The organism is Bifidobacterium sp. M3-N-101 (genome assembly GCF_023656805.1).
GTDB classification, from domain to species: Bacteria; Actinomycetota; Actinomycetes; order Actinomycetales; family Bifidobacteriaceae; genus Bifidobacterium; species Bifidobacterium breve.
This window is the reverse complement of record NZ_JAMOKQ010000011.1, coordinates 79,967-101,664: the sequence shown is the minus strand read 5'-3', so window position 1 is coordinate 101,664 and position 21,698 is coordinate 79,967. Positions and strand designations below refer to the sequence as shown.

19 protein-coding genes, 1 rRNA gene and 1 riboswitch are annotated in these 21,698 nt (G+C 57.8%); of the genes, 2 read left to right on the top strand and 18 right to left on the bottom strand.

Going from position 1 to position 21,698, the window contains the following annotated elements; all coding sequences use genetic code 11:
- The 5 genes from NBH12_RS09700 to dnaE form a co-directional block, all read right to left on the bottom strand.
- Positions 1-210: ribosomal RNA gene (locus tag NBH12_RS09700) — 16S ribosomal RNA — on the bottom strand; the annotation flags it as partial.
- 547 nt (positions 211-757) lie between these two features.
- Positions 758-2,635, bottom strand: a complete 1,878-nt coding sequence (locus NBH12_RS09695; RefSeq protein ID WP_250819427.1) for an oleate hydratase — start codon at positions 2,633-2,635, stop codon at positions 758-760.
- 177 nt (positions 2,636-2,812) lie between these two features.
- Positions 2,813-3,694 carry an aldo/keto reductase gene (locus tag NBH12_RS09690; RefSeq protein WP_250819426.1) on the bottom strand — a complete coding sequence of 294 codons (882 nt, stop codon included), beginning with the start codon at positions 3,692-3,694 and terminating at the stop codon, positions 2,813-2,815.
- Positions 3,695-3,784: 90 nt separating this feature from the next.
- Entirely contained in the window at positions 3,785-4,171 is a 387-nt protein-coding gene (locus tag NBH12_RS09685) for a DUF4186 domain-containing protein (RefSeq protein ID WP_003830380.1), read from the bottom strand.
- 11 nt (positions 4,172-4,182) lie between these two features.
- Complete coding sequence (dnaE, locus tag NBH12_RS09680; RefSeq protein WP_003833440.1) at positions 4,183-7,740, bottom strand: DNA polymerase III subunit alpha; 3,558 nt, start codon at positions 7,738-7,740, stop codon at positions 4,183-4,185.
- 294 nt (positions 7,741-8,034) lie between these two features.
- Between dnaE and NBH12_RS09675 the strand changes: the two genes are divergently transcribed.
- A complete protein-coding gene (locus NBH12_RS09675; RefSeq protein ID WP_065453726.1) occupies positions 8,035-9,084 on the top strand; it encodes a helix-turn-helix transcriptional regulator in 1,050 nt (349 codons plus the stop codon).
- 10 nt (positions 9,085-9,094) lie between these two features.
- Here the strand turns inward: NBH12_RS09675 and NBH12_RS09670 are convergent, their stop codons facing one another.
- From NBH12_RS09670 to NBH12_RS09610, 13 genes are all read right to left on the bottom strand, one after another.
- Entirely contained in the window at positions 9,095-10,039 is a 945-nt protein-coding gene (locus NBH12_RS09670) for an RluA family pseudouridine synthase (protein WP_250819425.1), read from the bottom strand.
- A complete protein-coding gene (gene lspA / locus NBH12_RS09665; protein WP_250819424.1) occupies positions 10,039-10,593 on the bottom strand; it encodes a signal peptidase II in 555 nt (184 codons plus the stop codon). Before lspA ends, NBH12_RS09670 begins: the two co-directional genes overlap by 1 nt.
- 16 nt (positions 10,594-10,609) lie before the next feature.
- On the bottom strand, positions 10,610-11,959 hold the full coding sequence (locus NBH12_RS09660) for a DivIVA domain-containing protein (protein WP_250819423.1): 1,350 nt from the start codon (positions 11,957-11,959) through the stop codon (positions 10,610-10,612).
- A gap of 140 nt (positions 11,960-12,099) precedes the next feature.
- A complete protein-coding gene (locus NBH12_RS09655) occupies positions 12,100-12,402 on the bottom strand; it encodes a YggT family protein (protein WP_003830366.1) in 303 nt (100 codons plus the stop codon).
- A gap of 111 nt (positions 12,403-12,513) precedes the next feature.
- The gene (locus NBH12_RS09650) at positions 12,514-12,990 is read right to left on the bottom strand and encodes a cell division protein SepF (protein WP_052829452.1); all 477 of its coding nucleotides are present in this window, start codon (positions 12,988-12,990) and stop codon (positions 12,514-12,516) included.
- Positions 12,991-13,002: 12 nt separating this feature from the next.
- On the bottom strand, positions 13,003-14,205 hold the full coding sequence (gene ftsZ, locus NBH12_RS09645; protein WP_003833441.1) for a cell division protein FtsZ: 1,203 nt from the start codon (positions 14,203-14,205) through the stop codon (positions 13,003-13,005).
- Between the two features lie 121 nt (positions 14,206-14,326).
- Complete coding sequence (dusB, locus tag NBH12_RS09640) at positions 14,327-15,562, bottom strand: tRNA dihydrouridine synthase DusB (protein WP_081293900.1); 1,236 nt, start codon at positions 15,560-15,562, stop codon at positions 14,327-14,329.
- A gap of 142 nt (positions 15,563-15,704) precedes the next feature.
- Positions 15,705-17,177, bottom strand: a complete 1,473-nt coding sequence (locus NBH12_RS09635) for a glycine--tRNA ligase (RefSeq protein WP_065471539.1) — start codon at positions 17,175-17,177, stop codon at positions 15,705-15,707.
- A 74-nt stretch (positions 17,178-17,251) separates the two neighbouring features.
- On the bottom strand, positions 17,252-17,965 hold the full coding sequence (locus NBH12_RS09630) for a hypothetical protein (protein WP_015439000.1): 714 nt from the start codon (positions 17,963-17,965) through the stop codon (positions 17,252-17,254).
- A gap of 19 nt (positions 17,966-17,984) precedes the next feature.
- Positions 17,985-18,749: an ABC transporter ATP-binding protein gene (locus NBH12_RS09625; protein ID WP_015439001.1), complete on the bottom strand. Its 765-nt coding sequence runs from the start codon at positions 18,747-18,749 to the stop codon at positions 17,985-17,987.
- A 98-nt stretch (positions 18,750-18,847) separates the two neighbouring features.
- Entirely contained in the window at positions 18,848-19,492 is a 645-nt protein-coding gene (locus NBH12_RS09620) for a hypothetical protein (RefSeq protein WP_025221910.1), read from the bottom strand.
- Positions 19,492-19,878, bottom strand: a complete 387-nt coding sequence (locus tag NBH12_RS09615) for a transcriptional regulator (RefSeq protein ID WP_015439003.1) — start codon at positions 19,876-19,878, stop codon at positions 19,492-19,494. Before NBH12_RS09615 ends, NBH12_RS09620 begins: the two co-directional genes overlap by 1 nt.
- Positions 19,875-20,405: a hypothetical protein gene (locus tag NBH12_RS09610; protein WP_250819422.1), complete on the bottom strand. Its 531-nt coding sequence runs from the start codon at positions 20,403-20,405 to the stop codon at positions 19,875-19,877. The genes NBH12_RS09615 and NBH12_RS09610 overlap by 4 nt, the downstream gene beginning before the upstream one ends.
- A gap of 214 nt (positions 20,406-20,619) precedes the next feature.
- Positions 20,620-20,728: riboswitch (TPP riboswitch) on the top strand.
- On the opposite strand from NBH12_RS09610, the gene thiM reads away from it, so the two are divergent.
- Positions 20,719-21,663: a hydroxyethylthiazole kinase gene (gene thiM / locus NBH12_RS09605; RefSeq protein WP_250819421.1), complete on the top strand. Its 945-nt coding sequence runs from the start codon at positions 20,719-20,721 to the stop codon at positions 21,661-21,663. It overlaps the preceding riboswitch by 10 nt.
- The last annotated feature ends 35 nt before the right edge of the window (positions 21,664-21,698 follow it).

Genomic DNA, 21,698 nt, shown 5'->3' with positions numbered 1-21,698 from the left:
CTTTCCCAGAAGACCATGCGATCAACTGGAGCATCCGGCATTACCACCCGTTTCCAGGAGCTATTCCGGTGCATGGGGCAGGTCGGTCACGCATTACTCACCCGTTCGCCACTCTCACCACCAGGCAAAGCCCGATGGATCCCGTTCGACTTGCATGTGTTAAGCACGCCGCCAGCGTTCATCCTGAGCCAGAATCGAACCCTCCACAAAAAAACTTCATGAAAAGCATCCGAACAGATGACTCACAAAACAAAAATCGACGAGCACGTCCTTAAGGAAGGACGCCCTCAAAAAACCTCACCCCTCATCAAACCCTCCCGGGTACCCGACCACCACAACAGGCAATCAGGCGAGGAATGAACTGGCAATCATTGACTATAAAGAAGTAGTACAAACACGCTCTTGAGTTCTCAAACCACCACCACACCAGCACACGAAACCCCGCATCCTCTCCAGGAGGGGAACCCCGTTGCGCTGAGCGGCAACAGGTGAATAACTTACACGAGCACATGGATTCATGCAAATCGGGCACAACAAAACACGCCACAATCGTTGCAACGACGGCGTTCTATCGGCGTGTCGAAAATGGCTTACATCACACCTTCACCATCACAATACGCCAGCTTTTCTCTGCATAATGGAGCAAAATCAAAAGTTCATCGGCGTGTCGCAATAGTTCATTCCATGTTCAATTCTCCACAGCCCGATTATGCGAACGGCTCCCTCCCGCACAGGGCGGAACGGGAGCCGAATCAATTCAGATCACATGGTATTCGCGTAGCAGGGTGGCAATATCCGTGCCATCGAGCTTCTTAAGCACCTTCTTGACCACGGCCTTTTCAATGAAGTTGAGCTTCATATCCGTCACCGGTGCGCCGTCGCGCAGGTTGACGGTGGCGTTGAGCAGGTTGCGTACGTCATAGACGCTGCCCCACACTTCAGGCACGCCACGATCCACTCCGAGCAGCGTATAGACGGCTTCCATACCGGTACGCATGGAGTATTCGGTTGTGAAGATCGTATCGCGTGGAGTTTCGGCGAACTGGCCGAGGAATGCGAAGTTCACGGCGCCATCGGGCACCACGTCCGGGCGGTCGCCGGCCGCGCGAGGCATGAAGAATGCAGTGATGTATGGCATCATCACCGGCACGGTATTGGCATGATGTTTGGCAAGCGGCTCGATCTTGTCGGTCGGTACGCCCATGTGGTAGAGCCACTCCTCACAGATTTCCTCGCCGGTGCATTCGGTCATCGGCTTCTTCACATAGTTGCCCGGCTTGTCCGGGAATAGGCCATAGACCCATACGCACAGCTGATTCTTGGGCTGATCGCGGAACTGCTGTTGACGATTGAGCGTCCAGCTCATCAGCCAGTTAGAATCCTGCACAGTGACGATGCCGCCGGTGACGACCTTGCCGGAGAACGGATCGCGCTTGCATATCTTCTGAATATACGGAGGAATCTCATCATCCAAAGTGGTAACAGTGGCGCTCATCCACTTGGTGGCGTTCGGGTCGGAACAGAACTTTTCCGGATGACCGAAGCTCGGATCCTGTTCGGCGATACGCCTCCACATATCCCAGCCGCCGCCTGGCTTCAGATCCGGATTCCATGCGGCGGGCGAATTCTGCGAACCCATAGTGGAGTTCTCCACGCAGCCGCCGTTGGTGATGAACACCAAATCGTTTTCCGTCAGATCGATAGAGGACTTCTCCCCTTCCTGGCTGACATCGATGCGTACGGCGAGCTTCTTGGTGGGGGTGCTGGCTGGATTGCGCTTGAAGAAACCGGAAGTGGCCTGGATTTTCTGGATGGTGTCTTGTCCGACGCCAGTATGCTCGCGCTTGGGGCCGTCTCCCCCACCGATGGCGAATTCGACGTTCTCGACCTTGGTGTTGTATCGGAATTCCACGCCATGAGATTCCAGATATTTGACCATTGGCAGAATCATCGACTCGTACTGGTTGTAGCGGGTGAATCGCAGTGCGGAGAAGTCCGGCAAGCCGCCGATGTGATGAATGTAGCGCTTGATGTACAGCTTCATTTCCAACGCTGAATGCCAATTCTCAAAAGCGAACATGGTACGCCAGTACAGCCAGAAGTTGGAGTTCAGCACCTCGTCATCGAAGAAATCGGTGATCGGCTTGTCATACAGGTCCTCGTCCGGAGTGAAGAACAGCTTCATGATTTCCATGGAAGCCTTGTCAGACAATCCGAATTTGCCCTTGAGTCCGGCATCCTTGCCGAGATCTTTGGTGGCGCGGCATAGCGAGTAATTCGGATCTTCCTTGTTGAGCCAATAGTATTCGTCGAGCACGCTGACTCCCTCGGTCTCGATGGAGGGAATCGAACGGAAGAGATCCCACATGACCTCGAAATGATTGTCCATTTCGCGGCCGCCGCGCATCACATAACCGAGACCAGGAATATCGAGACCATCGCAGGCTCCTCCCGGTACGGGATCCTTTTCGAGAATATGAATATGATCGCCTGGCATCTGGCCGTCACGCACCAGGTAACAGGCCGAAGACAAGGCCGCCAGACCGGTGCCGATGATATATGCATGCTTGCTGTCTACGCCGGCTGGCTTCTTCGGACGGGCAAACGCCTCATAGTTGCCGCTGCTGTAGTACATGTTCCGCCTCCTTGGGGATGAATTGACAATCCATCAACTCTTCTGTACAGATATCTTGTCGCGTTATTGCCGGACACGCCATAGGCAGTGTCCGGCGTTCTGCTGCATTTGTTTGTGGATTACATTAACGGGCTTTGCCATTGACGTTCGCCCTGCGCATTCGGCTTATGTGACGAATCAGATATTGCCGCGCGAGTGCTGGTTGGCCCAGGACTGAGACTGCACGAAGGTGGCGGGGTCGGCACTCACATTGCCCTTCGGATCGTGCAGGGCATCGATGGCAGCAAGTTCCGTGGCAGTCAGGTCGAAACTGGCACTGGCCAGATTGGACTTCATACGTTCGACGTGCTTGGACTTCGGGATGATGATGCGACCTTCTTGCGTATGCCAACGCAATACCACCTGTGCGGGCGTGACGTTGTGGGCCTCGGCCGCAGAGACAACCGGCTCGGATTCGATGTCCTTGCCGTGGCCGAGCGGGCTATACGCTTCAACGGCGATGCCATGTGCCTTGCAGAAGGCGAGATTATCCGGCTGACTGAAACGCGGGTGCACTTCGATTTGGTTCACCGTTGGGGTTTCGCCGGAATCATCGATAACAGCCTGAAGATGCTCGGGAAGGAAGTTACTGACGCCAGCCACGCGGATAGCACCTTCCTCTTGCAGTTTGAGTAGCGCCTTCCATGTCTCCTTGTAGAGATCGACTGCGGGCAATGGCCAATGAATCAGGTACATGTCGACTACATCCACGCCCAGCTTGCGACGGGATTCCTCGAACGCGATGCGTGCCGGATCATAGCCTTGATCGCAGTTGCGCAATTTGGTGGTCACCCATACTTTGTTGGCCATGCCAGTAGCGCGTAATGCATCGCCGACTTGTTCCTCGTTGTAGTAAGCGGCTGCAGTATCGATGTGACGGTAACCGATTTCCAACGCTTCTTCGACGGCCCGCTGCGTATCTTCGGGCGGAATCTGGAATGTGCCGAATCCGATTTGTGGAATAACAGTGTGAGCCTTGTTCTGCAAGGTGATTCCCGGCGATTGCAATACCTGAGTCATATGTTCCTCCTCAGAGCGGTTCCTATGCCGACCTCATTGTAGGCATCCGCAACCGTTTGGAAAGGAAATGATCTGCACTATTGCGCCGAATTATCGTGCTGGATGATTGATGAGATCGCGTTCAATCCATGCCATGACGAGATCTGCCAAACGGTTCACTTCCGCTTCCGTCAGTTCACGCCCTTTGGGTATGTGATGCCATTTTTCGATGCATCCCCGGCAGCATGTGGCGGTGGCATGCTGGGAGGTGAATACTGGATGACCACGCCACGGTGTTTGTTTGCCATCATTTTTCGGCTCGGCCGCACCTACCCGCTCACGCAGCATTTCATGCGCATGCCGATCGATGGTCGCTTTACCTTTGACCCGAGCGTAGGCACGGTCTTTGTCGGTCAGCACGAACTTGGCACGAAATGCCGAATGCTGCAAACGCGTCAGCGTTTCAGCAATCCACTGTTGTTCATCATCGGCCGTCATGCCTCTTAAGCTTAGGCAGCGGGGAGACAGCTGGGGCCGAAGAGAATCTTGATCTCAGCAAACAGTGAAGTATCTCGTTTGACGCGGAACCGATCGCCGAATGTCAGCACCTGCGCATTGCCTTTCTTGTCCATCACCGCCAAGTGCACCTCGCAATAGCCGGGATGGTTGGTGAGCACTTGCCCGAGTTGCATCATATGTTGACGATCCAAAGCCGCGTGCGGCAATGTGATGGTCAGCGGGCGCTCGTCCTCGGATTCCAGAGTGGGCACCTGCAGCTCGGTGGCACGCATGGAAACGGTCTCATCGCGCAGTTCCACCTGGCCTCGTATCTGCACGATGGCATCCACGGCCAGCTCGGCGGCAGCGGCCTCGTAGACCTTACCGAAGAACATGCATTGGATAGAACTTTCCATGTCTTCAATGGTCACAATGGCCCATGGGTTGCCCTTCTTGGACACACGGCGATCCACGCCGGTGATTAGACCGGCCAAGGTGACCTGCTGCCCCTCACCCATGGTCTTGGCTCGATCGATCAGATGTGCAATGGACATTTCACGCAGGGAGGCCAGTATCGACTGCATACCGGAAAGCGGGTGGTCGGAAACATAGAGACCCAGCATTTCTCGTTCAAAGTTGAGCTTTGTTTTCTTGTCCCATTCCTCGATATCCGGCACGGTGACAGAGGCGTCGCCCATGGCTTCCGCTCCCCCATCGTCCGCATCGGAGAACAGGTCGAACTGACCTTCGGCCTGCTTACGCTTGAGACTGACCACTGAATCAATGGCGGCCTCGTGGACAGTGAACAATGCGCGGCGGTTCGGGTCAATCGAATCGAAGGCACCGGCCTTGATCAGCGATTCGACCAGTCGCCGGTTGAGCGCGGTCAGAGGCACACGCCGAATGAAGTCCATGAAGTTCACGAACTTGCCGCGCGGTCCTTCGCGCTCGGCAATGATGTCGGCCACTGCCTTATCGCCCACGTTACGGATGGCACCAAGGCCAAATCGGACGACGTCTCCTACTGCGGAGTACGCGTAAACCGATTCATTGACATCCGGGGACAGCACCTGGATGCCCATGCGGCGCGCTTCGCCCAGATACAGTGCGGTCTTGTCTTTGTTGGTGGCGGCACCCTGCAACAGGGCGGCCATGAACTCGACCGGATAGTGGGTTTTCAGATAAGCGGTCCAATAGGAAATCAGACCATATGCGGCGGAGTGCGCTTTATTGAAAGCGTAACCGGAGAACGGCACCAGAATATCCCACACGGCATTCGCCGCTTCCTCGGAGTATCCGTGCTCCTTCATGCCTGCAAAGAATGGCACCTTTTCCTTGGCCAACACTTCGGGCTTCTTCTTACCCATGGCTCGACGCAGCACGTCTGCCTTGCCCAGCGAATAGCCTGCCAGGATTCGTGCGGCGGACTGCACCTGCTCCTGATAGATGATCAGACCATAGGTCTCATCGAGCACCTGCTTGAGCGGCTCCTCGAGTTCGGGGTGAATAGGTGTAATCTTCTGCAGACCATTCTTACGCTTGGCGTAGTTGGTGTGCGAATCCATACTCATTGGGCCCGGTCGGTACAGGGCGATAAGTGCAGAAATATCGTTGAAATTATCAGGCTTCAGCGTTTTCAGCAGCGAGCGCATACCGTCGGAATCAAGCTGGAACACACCCAAGGTGTCGCCTCGGGCCATCAGCTTGTAGGTTTCCGCATCATCAAGCGGAATCTTGGTGTAGTCGATAGCGGGCTTGCCGTTGGCTTCGATATTCTTCAGGGTGTCGTGGATTACCGTCAAGTTGGACAGGCCAAGGAAGTCCATCTTGACCAGACCCAACGTTTCGCAGGTGTGGTATTCGAAGGTGGTGGTGATGGTGCCATCGGTACGTTCCAGCAATGGCGAGGTATCGGTGATGGGTGCGCTACCCATGATGGTGGCGCACGCATGCACACCGGTCTGACGAATCAGGCCTTCGATACCTTTGGCCTCCTCAGTAATGCGCTTGGCATCGGGGTCGGAATCGTACATCTCGCGGAATTCCCTGGCCTCGGCATATCGTTTGGCCGAAGGGTCGAAAATATCATGCAGGCTAATGTCCTTGCCGCCGGTGGCCGCCGGGGGCAAGGCCTTAGTGACTTTTTCTCCAACCGAGAATTCATAACCCATGATGCGGGCGGAGTCCTTCAGCGCCTGCTTGGTTTTGATGGTGCCGTAGATCACGCATTGGGCAACCTTGTCGGTGCCGTATTTTTCACCGCAGTATTCGATGACTCGGGCACGGCCTTCAGGATCGAAGTCGACATCGATATCCGGCAGGCTCACACGCTCCGGGTTCAGGAACCTCTCGAAAATCAGACCGTGCTTCAACGGGTCGAGCTCGGTGATGCCCATGGAATAGGCGACCATGGCGCCTGCAGCCGAACCACGGCCCGGCCCCACCATGATGCCGTGGTCCTTGGCCCATTGGATGTAATCGGCCACGACGAGGAAGTAACCGCAGAACTGCATTTGGCAGATCACACCGCACTCATAATCGGCCTGCTTGAGCACGTTCAGCGGTGGATTGCCGTCATAACGCTTTTCGAGTCCCTCTTCGACCTTCTTCAGGAACAGCGAGGTCTCATCCCAGCCTTCCGGACAGGGGAACTGCGGCATGAAAGCGCCGTCCTCGTGATCATCGAACATGACGTTGCAACGTTCGGCAATGAGCAACGTATTGTCGCAAGCGTCGGGATGATCCTTGAACAGCTCGCGCATCTCCTCGGCGGTTTTGATGTAATAGCCGGTGCCGTCGAACTTGAATCGATCCGGATCATCCAGTCGGGAGCCGGAGTTGATGCACAGCATGGCATCCTGTGCGCCGGCATCTTCGGCATGCACATAATGGGAATCGTTGGTGGCCAGCAGCGGGGCGTCCAGCTTCTTGGCAATGGTCAGCAGGTCGTCGGTGACCTGGTTCTCGATTGTCAGACCGTGATCCATGAGTTCGATAAAGAAATTGTCCTTACCGAAGATGTCCTGGAATTCACCAGCGGCACGCAATGCCTCGTCGAACTGTCCCAGGCGCAGACGAGTCTGGATGATGCCCGAAGGGCATCCGGAGGACGCGATCACACCTTTAGAGTAGGTGGACAGCACTTCTTTATCCATACGCGGGTAGCGCATAACACGGCCTTCAAGATTGGCCACGGACGAGGCTTTGATGAGGTTGACCAGGCCTTCGTCGTTTTCCGCCCACATGGTCAGGTGGGTGATGAGACCACCACCGGAAACGTCATCACGACGCTGAGCTTCGGTGCCCCAGTGCACACGGGACTTGTCCTGACGCGCGGTTTCCGGGGTCACGTAAGCTTCGATGCCGATGATGGGCTTGACGCCGTTGGCCACACAGTTGGTGTACATCTCATAGGCACCGTGCATGTTGCCATGATCGGTAATGCCGACTGCCGGCATCTCAAGTTCGGCGGCTCGCTTGGCCAGATCCGGGATCTTCGACGCACCATCAAGCAATGAATAGTGCGTGTGGTTGTGCAGTTGCACGAAGTTCTTCCCGTAATCAGCCATGCGTTCCACCTTACCGTGTGGTCTTGTCGGCGGTAGATATGTACCGGCGAGCGTCATAGTTGGCCGGTTTTAGATACGACCGCTCCGCAGCCCCCTACCTTGACATTCGGGCGAATAATCAGTCGTACAAACAACATCGTGATGCCTCCCATCGCGCATTCCGATACTTCCATCGTCAAGACCCGTCCTCGGCAATATTGAAAGCGACTACGCACAGTTTCCCATTGAGATACAATTACCGGTAGCTATCTACCGTTTTTTATAGCGCGTCCGATTGGCCAAGGAGGGACTATTATGAGCTCATCGCCACTAACCGCAGCACCTTCCACCGCGCAAATCGTCATCGAAATCCTCGAGCTGCTGGATTCCCGCACGGACAGCGAGCATGGGCTGACCGCCATCGAAATCAGCAAAAGCATCGGCGTTTCGGAGAAGACCGCGCGCGGACATCTCAAGGCATTGCATGACATGCAGCCGTTCGGACGCCGGGTGGAGCATCTGGAGCGGCGCGACCTTGCCAAGGCGGAAAGCGTTGACCCCAAGCCCGGATGGTATATCGAGCCCGTATTTGACACGGCCCAGATGCGGCTGCTTGCCGATGGCGCGGCGCTCTCGCATTCGGATGGCGAATACTTGCAGGATCTTATCGCGAAAATCTACACATTCGCGGGCAGGTCAGGCCAATTGCGCGGACTCAACCAGCTGGCGACGCCGAAGAACTACAACACCGAGTTCCTCAACAACATCGAGCTGCTCAATGATGCCATCGAACACGAGCGCACAATTCGGTTCCACTACTGCACGTACGACATCAATGGCAATCTGGTCCCCCGCCTTGACAGTTCCAGCTCCCCCAAGGAATACCGAGTCGACCCCTATCATCTGATGTATAAGAACAGCAAGTACTACCTCATTTGCCACATGCATCAGCACGACAGCCTGTCCTATCTGCACGTGGAGCGGTTCCGCGACTTGACGATGAGCAGTACCGATCATTCGCTCAAACGCACGCTTGACAGCTTTAGCCCGGTTCCGGGAACACCATTCAACGTCACACAACATATGAACGAACGCCCTTACCCGATGAACGGGAAAGCCGTACCGATTCACATGCGCATTAAGGGCACGCTCGAACCGTTATATGACTGGTTCGACGAGGCTACCGTCACTCAAATCAGCGACGCCGAATACGACGTGCACATTGTGGCCAACGAACGAGCCACATTATGGTGGGCATTGCAATACGCCGATTCGCATTTCATTGAGATTCTCGAACCACAGTCTTTACGCACCATGTTGCATGATACCGGCCAATCCCTGACGCAGATGTACCAAGAACCATGAGGACTATTCGCTAATCCACCAACGATTCAACCGGCTCGGTATGACGAGCGCGCATGACATCAAGAGCAGCAGCTAAGTCAGCAGGGTAATGAGACTCGACCGTAGTCCAGACGCGCGTGCGGGGATGGCGGAATTCAAGCTTCATAGCGTGCAACCATTGGCGGTCAAGACCCAGAGCCTCGGACAGCACCGGATTGGCACCATACATGGGGTCTCCGCATAACGGGTGACCAATGGAAGAGAAATGCACACGAATCTGATGGGTACGACCGGTCTCCAGATTCACGGATACCAATGTGGCCTCGTGGCCGAACCGCTCCAGTACATCCCAATGAGTGATGGCCGGCTTTCCTGCTGGAGTGATGCAGAATCGAAAATCAGAGACTTTTGCTCGCCCAATCGGAGCCTCGATGGTGGCTTTGTCCTCTTTCAACCCACCCTGCACCAGGGCATGATAGGTTTTCTTCACTTCATGCTGCGCGAATTGCCGACGCATTTCCGTGTACGCCAACTCGGATTTGCATACCAGCATAAGGCCGGAAGTCCCCACGTCAAGCCGCGAGACTATGCCCTCACGTCCTGCAGCACCATAGGAAGTAATGCGCACTCCGCGGTCGCGCAACGATCCGAGAACCGTAGGCCCGGACCATCCGACTGAAGCATGGGCCGCTACTCCCACCGGCTTATCAACTACGACGACATCATCGTCCTCATAGACCACGGCCATATCGTTCGCGATGGGTTCCGGTTCGACATGATTCTCAACCAAATCGAATTCGACGGTCTCCCCTGCCATTAAGGAACTGGAACGTGCGACCTCGCGTCCAAGAATGCGAGCCTGACCGGAGTCGATCAGATCGGCGGCCTTGGAACGCGATATGCCGAGCATCTTCGCGACTGCCACATCGAAACGCTTGCCAATCAGTGCATCAGGGGCGGGGACCATTCGGCTCATTATTCGGCATCTGCCTCCGAATCGGAAGACGAATCAGCGATGTGCGCGGACTTCTCATCCAGCTCTTTCTGCGAGAACGGCTCACCGATGAGAATCAGCACGACTAGGACCACAGCGGCAACAACAAGATAGACATCCGCCACATTGCCGACTGACCAGCCGTAATTCAGAAAATCCACGACCTTGCCGTTGAGGAAGCCGTCGGCGTACATTACACGATCAATCAGGTTGCCCAAGGCCCCGGCAAAGGCAAAGGACAGTGCCACGGTCCACTTCGTGGAAATCGTGCGTATGCCCAATACCACGAGTACCACGCAAGCCACAATGGCCAGCAGACTGATTACCCAGGTGGCACCGGATCCCATTCCTAATGAGGCACCAGGATTGCGAACCAGAGTCAGGGAAAGCAGTCCGGGAATAACTCGGATGGACTGTCCGTCAGACAGCGCGGCCATGGCCCACGCCTTGGTGAGCTGATCAGCAATCAACGCAACCGCGGATACACATGCAAAAACGGCCACGCGGGTGCGCAGCCGTCCCTGTTGGTTCATCATATGAACTTACCTACGCTCAGTTGGCCTGAGGCTCAGACTGGGTCTGGCTCTCGTAGTTGTTCGATTCGGAAACCTGAGCGGCAAGCTGGCCGAGGAACTCGGTAAGGCGTGCACGGTATTCGGTCTCGAACTGCTTGAGGCTCTGGATGTTGCCCTCGACCACCTTGGACTGAGCCTGCAGGTTGTCGCGCACCTGCTGTGCGTAGGTGTCAGCGGCAGAACGAGTGTTCTTGTCGTACTCGGCAGCACGGTTCTGAACTTCGGACTCATACTGATCGGCATCAGCGTGCTGGGTCTTGGAGTAGTTATCCGCGTCCTGACGAGTCTTGGCTGAATAGGAGTCGGCATCCTGATGCGTGTTCTGCGCGTAGGTGTCGGCATCAGCACGGGTCTTGTCGGAGTATGCATCCGCCTCGGAGCGCGTACGGTCAGAATAAGCATCTGCTTCGGAGCGCGTACGATCAGAATAGGTATCTGCTTCGGAGCGCGTACGGTCAGAGTAGCTGTTGGCCTTGTTCACCAGTTCGGTGTACTTGTTCTGGCTGGCCTCGGTGATTTCCTGCGCCTTGGCCTTGCCCTTCTCCACGTACTGATCGTGCAGCTGCATGGCCAGGGTGAGCATTGCGGTGGCACGTTCGGGCTCGGTGCCCGGCATGGAAGCTGCGCCTGCAATCTTCTGCAGAGAACCAGTTTCGGTGCTCGGCTCGACCTTGGAGACCTGGGAACGAAGCTGGTTTTCGCGCTGCTTGGCTTCCTCGAGCTGACGAGTGAGGTCGGCGATCTGAGCGGCCTGCTGCTCAACGGCAGCACCCTGCTGCCGGGCCTCGGCAAGCTTGCGGGACAGCTCCTCGTTGGACGCACGGAACTGATCGCGCTCCTGCTGGATGGCGGCAATCTGCTGGCCAACAGCCTTCTGGTTGCCGGTAGCCTGAGCGGCCTGAGCGGTCAGCTGGTCGATCTGAGCATTGAGCTGATCGACCTGCCCCTTGAGCTGATCATTCTGCGCAGACAGAGCACGGTTGGACTCCTCCGCCTCGCTCAGTTTGGCAGCAGCCAGTTCGGAGGCCTGAGCGTCGGACTCGGCACCGGGCTGCGCCTGTGCCGCAGCGTTCTTCAGATCGGCGTTTTCGGCCTGCAGCTTCTGCACCTGACCGGACAGCTCGGAAATCTTAGCATTCAGATTGCTGACATCAGGACCCAGAGACTGAGTGGCCTGACCGCCGGCGACTGCCTGACGTCCCAGAGCCTCAACCGTTTCGGTGACCTGATCGAGGAAGTCATCGACCTCGTCAACATCGTAGCCTTCCTTGAAACGAACGGTCTGGAAGGTGTGCTCCCTAATATCTTTCGGCGTCAACAGAGCCATAAATCTTGCACCTCGCTTTGGGGCATTGCCCGCGCTTACGTTGGTATCAAGTCAAAATGCTATCACGACCCCATCGTTTACAGTCATTTTGCGCAGATTTTACGGCACGTATGTCGCCGCAAGAATATTGCTCAAAGGCGCTAAAAGATGATGAGCACAACGCTTTCGAGCGCCACCAGCGCAAAATACAACACTATGAAACTAATATCCAGACTAATGGCGCCCAACGGCAGGGGACGAATATAGCGACGCAGCCATCTCAACGGCGGCTCGGTGACGGAATACACGATATTGATGAGCTGAGCCACCACACCTCGCGGATACCAGTTACGAGCAAGGATGGAGACCCAGTCGAGAATCATGCGCACGAACAGAACAGTGATATATGCGTTGATCAGCCATGCAAGGACACGGCCGATCATGGCGAATACAAAGGACAACATGGTGTCACCCTAACAAGCATGTATGAGAATTTGCCGACAGCGCAAATAATAACGACCGGCCTCTCTCGAGTACCGGTCGTCGCCCTGGCTGCTTGCCAATATGAAGTGCTGCTAGTTAGCGAATAGATCGTGCGCGGAAGCCGTAGTGGTCGGCTCTTCGACCTTGATGTTCACCTGAGCCGGGCTCAGCAGGAACACGCGCGGGGTTACACGTTCGAGCGAGCCTCGCACGCCAAATACCACACCTGCGGAAAAGTCGACGATACGGTAGGCCACGGCTTCGGAAACTCCAGTGAGGTTAAGGACGACCGGCACACCATCACGCAACGCACGACCCACCAGCTGCGCATCCTCATAAGACTTGGGATGAATGGTGGTGATGCGATTGACGCGACCACCCTGGAAAGGAGAAGTCTTGGCAGATGGACTGGCCGTCGACTGCGCGATCGGAGTCACCGTGTGGTCAGAATCGAAACTCGGCTTGGCCGCAGGCTGCTGCTCATCCTCCTCATCGAAGTACTCGTCATCATCATCGACGACATCACTCATGCCCAGATAGGACATCGCATTCTTCATGAACCCAGCCATGGATCAGTCCTTTCAGCGCAGGAAGTCGGGGATATCGAGGTCACCGGCCGGATCATTGACGGCGATGGCCGGATGTTCGGAAGTCGAGTCATCGAACGGCAGCGAAGTCGAATCGCCGGAAACGGGCGCATACGATGGAACCGTGGCAGCCGCTTCACCAGCCGGATTGTCGGCAGGATGAGCTGCCGCCGGAGCGACGGGCTCGTCGGCAGGAACGACCGGGGACACGGTCTGACGATCAGACGCCTCCTGTGCGGAAACAGGATCGAAGCCAGCGGCGATAACCGTGACACGTACTTCGTCGCCATAGGCGTCATCCAAAGCGAGACCCCAGATAATCTGTGCCTCCGGATGAATGGCCTTACGCACCAGTTCGGTAGCTGCAGAGGCCTCCTGCAGCTTCAGATCAGTCGGGCCGGCGATGTTGATCAATGCACCATGTGCACCCTCGATGCTCTCTTCGAGCAGTGGGGAGCTGATGGCGATCTCGGCGGCCTGAGTGGCGCGATCCTCGCCCCGCGCGGAACCGATGCCGAACAGCGCGGTGCCGGCACCACGGAGGATGGAGTTCACGTCGGAGAAATCCACGTGAATGTAGGAATTCATCGAGATGAGGTCGGTGATGCCCTGCACACCGGCAAGCAACGCGGTATCGGCGGTTTTGAACGCCTCGATGATACCGATGGAGCGATCGGAGAGCTCAAGCAGGCGATCGTTCGGAATAACAATCAGCGCGTCAACTTCCTTACGCAGATTGTCGATGCCGTAGTCGGCAGAAGCGGCACGCTGGGGACCCTCAAAGCCGAACGGACGAGTCACCACGGCAATGGTCAGAGCACCCTGCTGATGTGCCGCACGAGCAACGATCGGGCTGGCACCAGTACCGGTACCGCCGCCTTCGCCGCAGGTGACGAACACCATGTCGGCGCCCTTCAGGGATTCCTCGATATCCGACTGGTGATCCTGAGCGGCCTTGGCACCGCGCTCCGGGTCGGCTCCGGCGCCGAGTCCACGGCTGGACTTGTCGGATAGTGAGATTTTCACGTCGGCATCAGAACGCATAAGATCCTTCGCGTCGGTGTTTACCGCCACAAATTCAACGTTCTGCAGTCCTTCGGCGATCATACGGTTAACGGCGTTGCCGCCGGCTCCACCTACGCCGACGACCTTGATATTGGTCTTGTCGTTGAACTCAGTCTGGGCGATCTCGCTCACGTTTTGACTCCTGTCACTTCACGGTTACACCTAAGAGTAGCGCAAATAGGATACTGGTGGAGGGAAATTCACGCGAGGAAAAGTGCGTGTTGTGCATTTCTTGTTTGAAATTGTCAACCAATCAGTAGCTGGCATCCATCGGATCATCGCCAAAAAGCGCTTCGCGCTCCTCATGGGTGGTGGTTCGTGATTCCAACCAGCCGTAAGGCAAATGAACCTTTTTGGCGAAGCGTACACGGCCACGCGGCTTGTCGACCACACGTGGAGGGTATTCGATGGTGGGATCAAGCTTGCCGATCTCTCGATCCACGTCGGCAAGATTCTCACACTCCATGAATGCCTTACGAGTACTGCCGCCGACCGGGAAACCTTTGAGATACCAGGCAATATGCTTGCGCAGGTCATGAACAGCCATCATTTCATCACCTTCATAGAACTGGGTCAGTAGTTCGGCATGATGATGGATTACCCGACAAACCTCGCCGAGGTTCGGATTAAGACGTCCAGGATTGTCTTCAAACGCGTTCTTGATATTGGCGAACAGCCACGGACGGCCCTGGCAGCCGCGTCCGATGGCTACGCCATCGCAGCCGGTCTCACGCACCATTTCAAGCGCGTCTTCGGCTCCCCAAATATCGCCATTGCCGAACACCGGAATATCAAGGTGTTCCTTGAGCTCTCCGATGCGGGACCAATCGGAGTGGCCGCCGTAATATTCGGCGGTGGTGCGGGCGTGTAGGGTCACCGCTTTGCAGCCTTCCTCCTGAGCGATATGTCCAGCTTCAAGGAAGGTCTCATGGTCGTGATCAATGCCGACTCGGATCTTTGCGGTTACGGGGATGCCGGCCGGCTCGCACACGGCAACTACACGCTGAATGAGTTCAGTAAAGATGTCAGTTTTCCAGGGCAAGGCCGAACCACCACCGCGGCGAGTGACTTTGGGCACCGGGCAGCCGAAGTTCAAATCCACATGGTCGGCCATGTTTTCATCGACCACGATTTTCGCGGCCTGTTCGGTGATGGAGGGATTCACACCGTAGAGCTGCAGCGAACGAATCTTCTCGCTACTGGCAAAATGGCACAGGCGCAGAGCCTTGGGGTTGCGCGCCACGAGGGCGCGTGCGGTAATCATTTCGGCCACGTAGAGACCGTCGGGACCATATTCCTCACAGATCACGCGGAATGGCCAGTTGGTCACACCCGCCATCGGCGACAGCACCACCGGAGTCGGCACGGTGATGTTGCCGAGCTGAACCGGGGCAATGTGTACCTGCGTTTCCGGGCGTGATGGAGCGTCCGTGCGCGGATCGAGGTTGTTGGTCTCGTGAATAGCGGTGATGGTGGTTTCCATATCCATGCTCTTGCTCCCGCTGGCGGGAGCTGTCAAACCGTAGGTGAGACCGAGGGTGGTCTTCCTTGTGCAGAAAAGACCACCCTCAGTCCGGCTGTCGCCGGCCAGCTCCCGCCAGCGGGAGCCAGTCACCTTGATATATCAGGCTTTAGTACAGGCCGCCGGCTTCCTGAACGCCGGACTCAGGCCAGGCTTCGCCACCCATCTCCACGGGCTTCAGCGGCACGCGGGTGCGCTTCTCGCCGATGCGGGCGGCCACATAGTCGGCCACCTTGTCGAGAGCGACGCGCTCCTGGACCATGGTGTCACGCTCACGGATGGTCACGGCGTGGTCCTCGAGAGTATCGAAGTCCACGGTAATGCACAGCGGGGTGCCGATCTCGTCCTGACGGCGGTAGCGGCGGCCGATGGCGCCGGACTCGTCGTAGTCGATCATCCACTCGTTGAAGCGCAGGTCATCGGCCAGGTTCTGGGCCACGGTCCGCAGTTCGGGCTTCTTGCTCAGTGGCAGCACGGCGGCCTTGACCGGGGCCAGACGCGGGTCGAGGCGCAGCACGGTGCGCTTGTCGACGCCACCCTTGGTGTTCGGAGCCTCGTCCACGTCATAGGCGTCCACGAGGAAGCACATCAGGGAGCGGGTCAGGCCAGCTGCCGGCTCGATGACGTACGGGATATACTTCTCGCCGGTGGCCTGGTTGAAGTAGCACAGATCCTCGCCGGAGTGCTTGGAGTGCGCGGTCAGGTCGTAATCAGTACGGTTGGCAATGCCTTCGAGCTCGCCCCAGTCGGAGCCCTGGAAACCGAACTTGTATTCGATGTCCACGGTGCGCTTGGAGTAGTGGGAGAGCTTCTCCTTCGGATGCTCGTAGTGGCGCAGGTTCTCCGGCTTGACGCCGAGGTCGATGTACCAGCGGGTGCGGGCGTCGATCCAGTACTGGTGCCATTCCTCGTCGGTGCCGGGCTCGACGAAGAACTCCATCTCCATCTGCTCGAACTCGCGGGTGCGGAAGATGAAGTTGCCCGGGGTGATCTCGTTACGGAAGGACTTACCCATGTTGGCGATGCCGAACGGCGGCTTGGAACGGGAGGAGGTCATCACGTTCTTGAAGTCCACGAAGATGCCCTGCGCGGTCTCGGGGCGCAGGTAGTGCAGGCTGTTCTCGTCCTCGACCGGGCCGAGGTGGGTGCGCAGCATCATGTTGAAGTCACGCGGCTCGGTCCACTGGCCACGGGTGCCGCAGTTCGGGCAGGCGATGTCCTTCATGCCGTTCTCCGGCATCGTGTCGCCGTGCTTCTCGGCGTAGGACTCCTCGAGCTTGTCGGCGCGGTTGCGCTTGTGGCAGTTGAGGCATTCGACAAGCGGATCGTTGAACACGCTCACGTGGCCGGAGGCCACCCACACTTCGGGAGGCAGGATGATGGAAGTGTCGACACCGACGACATCAGGACGGGTGACGACCATGGAGCGCCACCATTCGCGCTTGATATTGTCTTTGAGAGCGACGCCGAGGGGGCCGTAATCCCATGCGGAACGGGTGCCGCCGTAGATTTCGCCGGCGGGGAATACAAAGCCGCGACGTTTCGCGAGGGATACAACTTCATCGAGTTTGGACTGAGCCACAATGCACCTTCTGGTTTGAACGGTTTGGGGTCTTAATTGGCGTTTCGAGTGTAATGGTACAGTGTGACAGTCCCCTACACCGCCCGTAGCGTCTCCACGTAGCGCCGGCCGATCACGATGCGCGCGATCGCGAACAAGGCGGCCACGACGGCCAGCATCACGATGAATGGCAACCATTGCGGCCAGCCCCATGCCATCGTGGCGATGTTGACGCCAGTCAGCAGTCCCATGGGTATATAGGTCAGGTACACCATCGCGACGAGGCTGTGCAGGTTCGTGCTCGTGGTCGCCATCACGATCAGGGTGATGCAGCAGCTGACCGCGACCGCCGAGCCGTAGGCGGTCAACAGGGGCAGCGAGACGAGGTCTGTCCAGCCGAGTCCTCCGAGTGCCAGCAGGTAGCCGATCAGGAGCATCATCGACACCGCCAGCGGAATCAGCGCGAACAGCATGCGCGAGAGCAGGTATTCGGCCATCGGGCGTCCCGATTCGCGGAACGCGCGCTCGCTGTAGCGTTGCGCGGACTCCTCAAAACTCCATCCGCTGTTGCCCAGTGCGAGGCTGCCAGCCTCGGCCGCCGGTTCATAAGCGAACAGCGGCGCCCAGATCGCCATCAGCGACGCCGTGATGGCGTGCACCTGCTGCGGGCTGAAGCCGTTCGACTGCGCGGTGCCGGCCGCATAGCTCGTGATGGCGATCGCCAACACCAGGTTGCCGATCATCACCGCCCAGAAGATGCCCCGGTTTTTGCACACCTGCCAGTCATGCCAGAACAATGCCTTCATCATATGCCTCCTTGCCTGATGCCTACCGAATGCCGAAGTCGACTGATTCGTCAGCGGTGCGGCCAAGTGTGGCGGCCTGTTTGAACGCGTCGAAGTCCTGGAAGTCGTCAAGCATCATGTCCTTGGCGATGTGCCTGTCGTCGAGAATGACGACCCTGTCGGCCACACTCCAGCAGTATTCGAGATCGTGCGTGATGGTCAGGATCGTGCGTCCGGAATCGCTCAGCTGCTCCATCAGGTCGATCATGAGGTCGCGGGTGATCGGGTCAACCGAATTGGTCGGCTCGTCAAGCAGGATGACGTGTGGCTCGAACAGCATGCCGGCGACGAGTCCGGCGCGTTTGCGCAGACCGCTTGACAGCTCCTTGACCTTCTTGTCGAGATGCTCGGTCAGTCCGAATGCCTGCACGAGCTTTTCGTTTTCCAGATGCTCGAGGTCGATGGCCTGCCGGCCGTTCCTCCGGCCCGTGTCCATAAGCATGGCACGGAACCGTATGTTCTCACGCACGGTCATGGTCGCAGCGAGGTTCGATTCGTCGGACAACTGGAACACGTCCTGCATGCTCGGCACGAGGTTTGCGTTGATGACCGCTTCACCGGATCTTGGTCGCAATAGCCCGACGATGATGTTGAACAACGTGGTCTTGCCGACGCCGTTGTATCCCAGGATCGCCAGCGACTGTCCTTGCGGCACGCCGAAGCTCACATGCTCGAGTACCGTCTTCTTGCACGTGTATCCGAACGCGACATCGCGCACCGCGATGATAGTTTGACCGTTTTCAGGCATATCTGCCCCTTTCCCCAAAATGAACGCTTCTTTATTTCCCAAGGGATACTGTGGGTCCTATCACTTGCTCCCCCTGAAGGGGGAGCAAAGAACGCGGCTCATAGTTCCCGCCGCGTATCGACGAACCGACTGTCGAACACCGCGACCGCGACGGCGACAAGTCCCGCGGCAACTACGACGAACCCCATCATCTTGGCGGCCAGTGGAATCCATGTCAGCACGAATCTCGAACCGGCCAACCCGGCCAGTACCACGACCGACACGAGCATGCCGATCACGACATTGCCACCGGTCAGCAGCGCGCCGAGCGTGGTGAACACGCAGAACAGCACGGTCGCCGTCAGCGTGAACGCGATCAGTCCCGCATCCGTCACACCAATCACCCTCGCCGCGACCAACAGGATCACGACGGTGTATCCCGCGACCGGGACCGTGCCCAACAGCAGCTTTTCCGCCACATACTCCCCCATGGGCCGGCCACTGAACCGGAACGTCTCGAGGACGCCGTCGCTGCGATCCCCTCCGACCAATCCCGATATCACCGGCGGTACGACGATCATCAGCATCGACGCCAACGCAGCGGCCAGACCGACCGTCGCAGCGGCGGCATCCGCACGCTCGATTCCGTCACGGATCAGCGATATCCACGGCATCGCACCTCCGATGACCACGAACGTCAACATCACCCAGTCATGCCGCAGCCGTCCCAGATCCCTATACAGCAACCCTTTCATGATCCCCATCACCGTGCCTTTTCATAGCGCGGCTCAGCAGGGTCCGGCATCACGCCGGCGACGATCTGCCGGAGCACCTCGACATGCGCGTTGAACGCAGCGAGACCCTGCTCAGTGAGCGACACCCAAGTGATCGGATACCGCCGCGCCACCCCCGGTTTCTTCGCAATCGCCACGTATCCGGCGTCCGCCAGGGTTTTCAGATGCTTGGAGCATGTCGCGTCGCTGATGCCGAGCGTGTCGCGCAGCACGTCGAACCGCACCGAGTCGGAGGCGGACAACAATCCACAGATGCGCAGCCGAATCGGCGCGTGGATCACTTCGTCGAAATGCGGTGCCACACCTCTTGTTCCGTCATTCCCACCGTCCGCCCATTCAATCGTCCGCTCACTCATTGCAGATTCCTTCCGATCATGTCTCGCAACAACTCGTCCTCGAATAGACGCATCAGATAGGCGAATCCACCGGCCGAAGCGGCGACGACCGGCAGCATCCACAGCAGCGGTACGCCCTGCAGGCCGGCGGCCATCATCAGTGCGCAGCCGCCCCAGCACACCGCTGTGGCACCCGTCAGGCACATCCACGCTCGGCCGGTCATGCGACGCAGACGATGCCGGTCTCTGACCATCAATCCGCATTCGCGACGGACCCGCAACGCATTGCAGAACAGCCAAGCCAGCGCGATCGCAAACGCGGCGAAGAACGAACACGCCCATACCGTCTTCGATCTGCCGAACACCGATGGCGGTACGCTGAACTCCGACCACGCCAGCAGGTCCAGAAACATCGCGTTGCCCATCAGCGACAGGTAACACCAGTGCGGGAACCGCACGCGCGCGACCAGCCGTGCGCGGTCGCCGTCAATCAGGCGCAGGGCCTGCTCCGCCGATGAATCCGGCAGGAACGACCGTTCGTCATCCATGTGTGATCATCTCGATTCAATATCGTCACAGCAGAACTTCTTTCCAACATGAAAAACAGTACTACTTTCCATTATGGAAAACAAGTTGGCGTGTCAAACTCGTTCATCGCGCCGAACGCGTCCATTACCACGCATCGCCACGACGCGCCAGACCTGACGACACGTATCGAACAAATCCGTCACGATAATGTCCATGTTGGCGCATAGCGTCGGCACTGTAATGCAGGGGAACTCGCATGTGGTTCGCGAGTTGAGAAAGGCCTGAGCCTGACCCTTAGAACCTGTTGGTTAAGACCATCGTAGGGAGCAGTAAATGAGCAATAGTGCATCATCGTTTACCGGTGTGTCCAGCGGTTGTACCGCCGGGACTCCGGTTCCAGCCGATTCACCCGTCCGTGACAATATCGCCGATGCCGTTCGCCGCGTGCGCGAGACGACTCCATTGGCCCAGTCGTTCACCAATTTCGTGACCATAAATCTGGTTGCCAACGCGCAACTGGCAGCCGGCGGCACTGCGGCCATGAGCTTTCTGCCGGACGACGTAATCGAAACCGCGAAAATCGCGGGCGCGAACTACATCAACGTGGGCACGCTGCTGCCGTTCTATAAGGACGCGCTGCCCGAAATCGCCCAACGACTCAACTACTTGGACAAGCCGTGGGTGCTCGACCCGGTGGCCGCCGGCATCGGCCGCACCCGCACCGCCATTCTTCAGGCCTTCAAGGCCGCTCCCCCGACTATGATTCGCGCGAACGCCTCCGAGGTAATCGCGCTGGCGAACATGTGGGGGCTCGACACCGAAACCGTGGGGGACGCTTCCGAGCACCGCCCCGCCGGAGTGGAATCCATCGACGACGTGGAGTCCGCGACCGGTGCGGCGGTGACGCTGGCACAGTATCTGACCGAACAGCACGCCAAGCATTCCTCCCATGACGCTTCCACCCGCTGTGCAGTGGCTGTGTCCGGCATCGCCGATCTGGTGACCGACGGTGAAACCGTGTACCGACTGCCGGGCGGCAGCGCGATGATGACCAAGATCATCGGTGCAGGCTGCTCGCTGGGCGGCGTGGCTGCCACATATCTGGCGGTTTCCGATCCGTTGACCGCCGCTCTGTCCGCGTCTCTGCTGTACAACCGCGCGGGAGAGATAGCCGATACGACTTCGCACGGGCCGGGCTCGTTCCAGGTTGCGTTCCTTGACGCGCTGTGGAATGTGACCGCCGAACAGGTGGCGGAATCCGAGATTTTGGTGCAGTAGTTTCCGTTCCCTCTGATGAGGGAGCTCATAACAGT